This window comes from Actinoplanes sp. NPDC048791 (genome assembly GCF_040650095.1).
Classification (GTDB): domain Bacteria; phylum Actinomycetota; class Actinomycetes; order Mycobacteriales; family Micromonosporaceae; genus Actinoplanes.
The window spans coordinates 1-6,018 of the sequence record NZ_JBEZGQ010000513.1 but is presented as its reverse complement, the minus strand read 5'-3'; the positions used below and the strand labels follow the sequence as shown (position 1 = coordinate 6,018).

Sequence of the window (6,018 nt, the reverse complement as noted above, 5' to 3'; positions counted from 1 at the left end):
CGGGCGGGCGCGCCCGGAGCAAGCGTCGTTCGGCCACGAGCGGCGGCTTCGCCCCCCTCGCGCTCACGCTGCCCGCCTTGCTGCTGCTGGCCGGCCTGCTCGGTTATCCGCTGGTACGGATGATCGTGCTGTCGTTCCAGAGCCTCGGCCTGCGCCAGCTGTTCGGCAACCTGCCCCCGGACAACGTCGGGTTCGCCAACTACGTCAAGATCTTCACGGACGCGACGTTCTACCAGGTCGTCGGGCGTACGGTCGCCTTCACCGTGGTCTCGGTGCTGCTGACCCTGCTGCTCGGCCTCGGTGTCGCCCTGCTCATGCGCCGGGTCGCGCCGAGCGTGCGGATCGCCATGATCGTGGCGATGATGTTCGTCTGGGCCATGCCGCAGCTGGTCGCCACCCAGACCTTCCGCTGGCTGGTCGACTCGGACTTCGGCGTGCTGAACTACCTGATCAACCTGCTGCCCGGCGTCGACTTCGCCAACCACAGCTGGTTCGCCAACCCGTGGCAGGGCTGGTCGGTGATCACCACCATCGTGGTCTGGGCCGGTATCCCGTTCATCGCGATCACCCTCAACGCCGGCCTCACCCAGGTGCCCAAGGAGCTGCTCGAGGCGGCCGTGGTCGACGGCGCCTCGGCCTGGCAGGTGCTGCGCTCGGTGACTCTGCCGATCCTCAAGCCGCTGCTGATCATCGTCACTACGCTGTCGGTGATCTGGAACTTCGGCCTGTTCACCCAGGTCTGGGGCGTGCGCAACGGCCGGCCGGAGGAGGAGTACCAGGTGCTCGCGACCTGGTCGTACAGCACCGCGTTCAACAACAACAACTACGGGCTGGGCTCCGCGATCGCCGTCGTCACGGTGTTGCTGCTGCTCGGCGTGACAGCCTTCTACATGCGGCAGATGTTCCGGATCGGAGACGTGGACTGATGGTCGCCACCGCACCGTCGACCGCCGTACGCAAGCGGCGCCGCCCGGCCCGCGAGTCGGACACCCCCACCGTCGGCCGCAGCACCGCCGGCACGATCGCCGCGAACGCCCTCGGCGTGCTCTTCGCCCTGGTGATGTTCTTCCCGATCTACTGGATCATCAACACGGCGTTCAAGCCCGCGCCGGAGATCCTGCAGTTCGACCCGACGTTCTTCCCGCACACCTTCACGCTGGACAACTTCAAGTCGGCGTTCAACGCGCCGTTCTTCCAGCGGAACCTGATCAACGGCGTGCTGATCACCTGCGCCGCGGTGCTCGGCGCGCTGGTCGTCGGGTTCCTGGCGGCGCTGGCCATCGCCCGGTTCCGGTTCTACGGCCGCAAGGCGATCATCCTCGTCGTCCTGTCGGTCCAGATGGTGCCGTTCATCGCGATCCTGATCCCGCTGTTCCTGATGCTGCAGAAGGCCAACCTGACCAACAGCCTGGGCGGCATCGCCCTGGTCTACGTCGTGCTGATCCTGCCGTACACGGTGTGGACCCTGCGCGGCTTCATCCAGGCCATCCCGCGCGAGCTCGACGAGGCCGCGCTGATCGACGGGGCCAGCCGGTTCCAGGTCTTCTGGAAGATCATCCTGCCGCTGACCGGTCCCGGTCTGGTTGCGACCTCGGTCTACGGCTTCATCCAGGCCTGGAACGAGTTCATCATCATCAACACGCTCAACGACCAGGCCCACCAGAACCTGATGGCCTGGCTCCTGCAGAACCAGACGAGCCGCGGGACCTTCTGGGGCCCGCTCATGGCAGGGTCGATCTTGACCGCCCTCCCGGTGGTCATCTTCTTCCTGATCGTCCAGCGCAACATCGCAACCGGCCTGACGGCTGGCGCCGTCAAGGGCTGACCCGGCACCGCATCACCATCTGAGGAGAAAGCGCATGACTGAGATTTTCAAGCCCGAGGTCGACCGCCGGACGCTGCTGCGCCGCGCTGCCGCCGTGGGCCTGCTGGCCACCCCCGCCGTCACGATGCTGAGCGCCTGCGTGGGCGGCGGCAGTGACGACAAGGACGACGCCGCGGACAAGCCCGCCGGTACGGTCTCCGCGACCAACCCGCTGGGCATCAAGGAGGACGAGCCGCTGGAGATCCTGATCTTCAACGGTGGCCTCGGCACCAAGTACGCGACCGACGTGGACATCCCGTCGTACAACAAGCTCTTCCCGAACTCCAAGGTCACGTTCAACCAGGCCGAGGAGATCTCGACCGTGGTGCAGCCGCGGTTCACCGCGGGCAACCCGCCGGACATGATCAACAACTCCGGCTCGAAGCTGATGGACCAGGGCGCCCTGGTCCAGGCCGGCCAGGTGCAGGAGCTGACCGACCTGTACGCGGCCCCGTCGGTGGACATCACCGGCAAGACCGTCAAGGACACCCTGATCCCGGGCACCATCGAGCAGGGCACGTTCAACGGCAAGCCGTACGTGCTCAACTACGCCTTCACCGTCTTCGGCCTCTGGTACAGCGGCAAGCTGTTCAAGGACAACGGCTGGACCGTGCCGACCACGTGGAGCGACTTCACCGCGCTGCTCGGCAAGATGAAGGCCAAGGGCATCACGCCGTTCGGCTACGCGGGTGCGAACGCGCCGTACTACATGTACACGCTGCTGCTGACCAGCGCGGCCAAGATCGGTGGCGCCGACATCCTCAAGAACATCGACAACCTCGAGGACGGTGCCTGGACCAACGACGCCGTCAAGCAGGCCGCCGCCGCGTGGGCCGAGGTCGGCGCCAAGTACTCCAACAAGGCGTTCCTCGGTCTCAAGCACACCGAGGTCCAGCTCCAGCAGAACCAGTACAAGGTGGGCCTCTACCCGTCCGGCTCCTGGCTCGAGAACGAGCAGGCCAAGGACACCCCCGAGGGCTTCGACTACCAGCTCATGCCGGTGCCGAGCGTGACCTCGGCCGACAAGCTGCCCGTCACCGCCCTCTACGCCGCGGCCGGTGAGCAGTACTTCGTCGCCAGCAAGGGCAAGAACCCGCGCGGTGGCATGGAGTTCCTGCGCCACATGCTGAGCAAGGCCGGCGCCGTGGGCTTCACCCAGCTCACCAAGACGCTGACCGTCGTGGCCGGCGCCACCGACGGCATGGAGATCAGTGCCGGCCTCACCTCGGGCAACAAGGCCCTGGGCGCGGCGGGCGCGGACACCTTCAGCTTCCGTTTCGACACCTGGTACAAGAAGCTGGACGACGAGCTGCGCGCCGCCACCAACGAGCTGATCTACCAGGGCGGCACCGCCGACAAGTTCGTCGAGCGGATGCAGAAGGCCGCCGACGCGGTCAAGAAGGACTCGTCCATCCAGAAGTTCTCCCGCTGATCCAGCGCTGAAGACGTACCCGCAATCACGAACGGAGTTCGAGAACCATGAAGCACGGCAGGTACCCGTTCATCATTGGCTTCCTGATCGTGCCGGTGGCCATCTACGGCACGTTCGTGATCGCGGCGTACGTCCAGGCGTTCCAGCTGTCGTTCACCAACTGGCGCGGCTTCTCGCCGGACGTCAGTTACATCGGCTTCGACAACTTCACGAAGCTGTTCCAGGACAACACGTTCTGGAAGGCGATCCAGCACCACATCCTGTTGCTGATCTTCCTGCCGCTGCTCACGATTGTGCTGGCGCTGTTCTTCGCGTTCCTGCTCAACGTGGGCGGCGGCTCGAAGGGCGGCCGTACCCGGGGGGTCTGGGGTTCGAAGTTCTACCGGGTGGTGTTCTTCTTCCCGCAGCTGCTGGCCCTGGCCCTGGTCGCGGTCATCTTCTCCCGGGTCTACTCGTCCGACGACAGTGGTCTGATCAACGGCCTGCTCAACCAGGTCGGCGCCGGGCCGGTGCTGTTCCTGGCCGACAAGAACCTGGCCCTCTGGTCGATCCTGGCCGTGCTCGTCTGGCAGGCGGTCGGCTTCTACGTGGTGCTGTTCTCCGCCGGGATGGGCTCCATCCCGACGGAGATCTACGAGGCCGCCGCGCTGGACGGCGCCACCCGGGGCACCCTGTTCTTCAAGGTGACGCTGCCACTGCTGTGGAACACGCTGCAGGTCGCCTGGGTCTACCTGGGCATCGCCGCCTTCGACGCGTTCGCCCTGGTGAACGTCATGTCCGTGGACCGCGGCGGGCCGGACGGCGCCACCACGGTGCTGGGCCTGGAGATCTACCGCAACGCCTTCGACTATGCGCAGTTCGGCTACGCCTCGGCGATGGGTGTCGTGCTGTTCTTCCTCACCATCACGTTCGCGGCGCTGACCCTGCGGGTCACCCGGCGCGACGCGATCGAGCTGTGAGCCGGACCGGGAGCCTCAAGTGACTTACACCAAGACGGACGGGCCGGCGGCCTCGTACACCGGGTCGCGGCACTCCACCACCGCCTCGCAGCGGGACAAGAAAGAGATCAAGCTCTTCAGCGGCTTCGCCCACGTCGCCCTGGCGGTCTGGGGCCTGCTGGTCATCGCGCCGCTGATCTGGGTGGTGCTGGCGTCGTTCAAGAGCAACACGGAGATCTTCACGCAGGCGCCGTTCAGCCTGCCCAGCAAGATCTCGTTCGAGACCTACAAGACGGCCTGGACCGAAGCGCACGTCGGGCGCTACTTCCTCAACAGCGTCTTCGTGGTGGCGATCAGCACCGCCGGCACGATGCTGTTCGGCTCGATGGCCGCCTACGTGCTGGCCCGCTACAAGTTCGTCGGCAACCGCTTCATCTACTACCTGTTCGTCTCGGGACTGGCCTTCCCGGTGTTCCTGGCGCTGGTGCCGCTGTTCCTGATCCTGCAGAACCTCGGCCTGCTCAACACCTACACCGGCCTGATCCTGGTCTACATCGCGTACTCGCTGCCGTTCACGGTCTTCTTCATGACGGCGTTCTTCAAGACCCTGCCGAACCAGATCGCCGAGGCCGCGATCGTCGACGGCGCCTCCCACACCCGGCTGTTCTTCCAGGTCATGCTGCCGATGGCCAAGTCCGGCCTGGTCAGCATCACGATCTTCAACATCGTCGGTCAGTGGAACCAGTACCTGCTGCCGGTGGCGATCATGCAGGGGGCGGGCGCGCAGGAGAAGTGGGTGCTCACCCAGGGCATCGCCAACATCTCGGTCTCGGCGGGCTATCAGGCGAACTGGGCCGCGCTGTTCGCGGCACTCACGCTCTCGATCCTGCCGATGATCATCGTGTACGCGTTCTTCCAGCGTCAGATCCAGTCCGGCCTGACCGCGGGCGCGACCAAGTAGCTCAGCACGGCATCCGGGCGGCGTCCTTCCACGGGGGAGGGGCGCCGCCCGGCTGCGTTCCCCGTCCGGAGGTTGTGGCCGGGTGCCACGATCGGCGGATGGCCGCCGTCGATGTGCAGCGAGTGTTCCGCGCCCTGGCCGAGGCCCGGGACAAGGACTTCTATCCGTTGTGGTGCGACCTGACGTATCTGTGGCGCCCGCTGCCCGAGATCAAGTTCCGGATCTACCAGGTCGCCGACACCGTCGATGCCCGGATCGCGCTGTGGGTGGCGGGCAGCCGGCCGGACAGTACCCAGATCACCTGGGGTCTCGTGGTGACGGCCGAAGCCGGGAAGCTCACGATCGAGACGTCGATCGACGTCGGGACGCCCGACGGCCCCGAGGTGGACGACCAGGTGTTCGAGCGGTCTGCCGAGACCGACGATGCGGCCCGGGCCGCGGAGCTCATCAGGAGCATGGCGGGGGAGCTGTGCGGTCAGCGGTGGCCGATCACCCAGGAGTCGTTCCCGTCGAGCTGACCGGGCAGCTCAGGCGCGGTTGAGCAGGACCCGGCCCAGCACCAGGGTGCCCAGGCCGGCGACCACCACGCTGAGCAGGCCGACCCGCAGGCTGCTGTGGTCGGCGACCAGCCCCACCAGCGGCGGCGAGAGCAGGAAGCCCACCCGCTGCAGCCAGCTCACGATGGTCAGGCCGGCGCCGTGCGGCAGCCCGCGCAGTTCGTCGGCCGTGTGCATCGCCGCCGGGACCAGCGTCGCCGTGCCCAGCCCGGCCAGCGCGAAGCCGGCCAGGGCGGAGCCGACGGACGGCCAGGCGAGCGCACAAC

6 protein-coding genes and 1 pseudogene are annotated in these 6,018 nt (G+C 66.7%); 6 read left to right on the top strand and 1 reads right to left on the bottom strand.

Going from position 1 to position 6,018, the window contains the following annotated elements; translation table 11 throughout:
* The 6 genes from AB0C29_RS29610 to AB0C29_RS29585 all read left to right on the top strand — a co-directional run.
* On the top strand, window positions 1–926 hold a 926-nt coding region (locus AB0C29_RS29610), incomplete at its 5' end, for a sugar ABC transporter permease (protein ID WP_360826833.1).
* Window positions 926–1,825 (top strand): carbohydrate ABC transporter permease, encoded by a 900-nt coding sequence (locus AB0C29_RS29605; protein ID WP_360826830.1) that lies wholly within the window; start codon window positions 926–928, stop codon window positions 1,823–1,825. The genes AB0C29_RS29610 and AB0C29_RS29605, both read left to right, overlap by 1 nt.
* A 34-nt stretch (window positions 1,826–1,859) precedes the next feature.
* Entirely contained in the window at window positions 1,860–3,296 is a 1,437-nt protein-coding gene (ngcE, locus tag AB0C29_RS29600) for an N-acetylglucosamine/diacetylchitobiose ABC transporter substrate-binding protein (protein ID WP_360826827.1), read from the top strand.
* 47 nt (window positions 3,297–3,343) lie between these two features.
* Window positions 3,344–4,255 (top strand): sugar ABC transporter permease, encoded by a 912-nt coding sequence (locus AB0C29_RS29595; protein ID WP_360826824.1) that lies wholly within the window; start codon window positions 3,344–3,346, stop codon window positions 4,253–4,255.
* 106 nt (window positions 4,256–4,361) lie between these two features.
* Window positions 4,362–5,195: a carbohydrate ABC transporter permease gene (locus AB0C29_RS29590; protein ID WP_360826836.1), complete on the top strand. Its 834-nt coding sequence runs from the start codon at window positions 4,362–4,364 to the stop codon at window positions 5,193–5,195.
* A gap of 98 nt (window positions 5,196–5,293) precedes the next feature.
* On the top strand, window positions 5,294–5,713 hold the full coding sequence (locus AB0C29_RS29585) for a hypothetical protein (RefSeq protein ID WP_360826821.1): 420 nt from the start codon (window positions 5,294–5,296) through the stop codon (window positions 5,711–5,713).
* A 9-nt stretch (window positions 5,714–5,722) separates the two neighbouring features.
* Here the strand turns inward: AB0C29_RS29585 and AB0C29_RS29580 are convergent.
* Window positions 5,723–6,018: pseudogene (locus AB0C29_RS29580) on the bottom strand (MFS transporter); the annotation flags it as partial.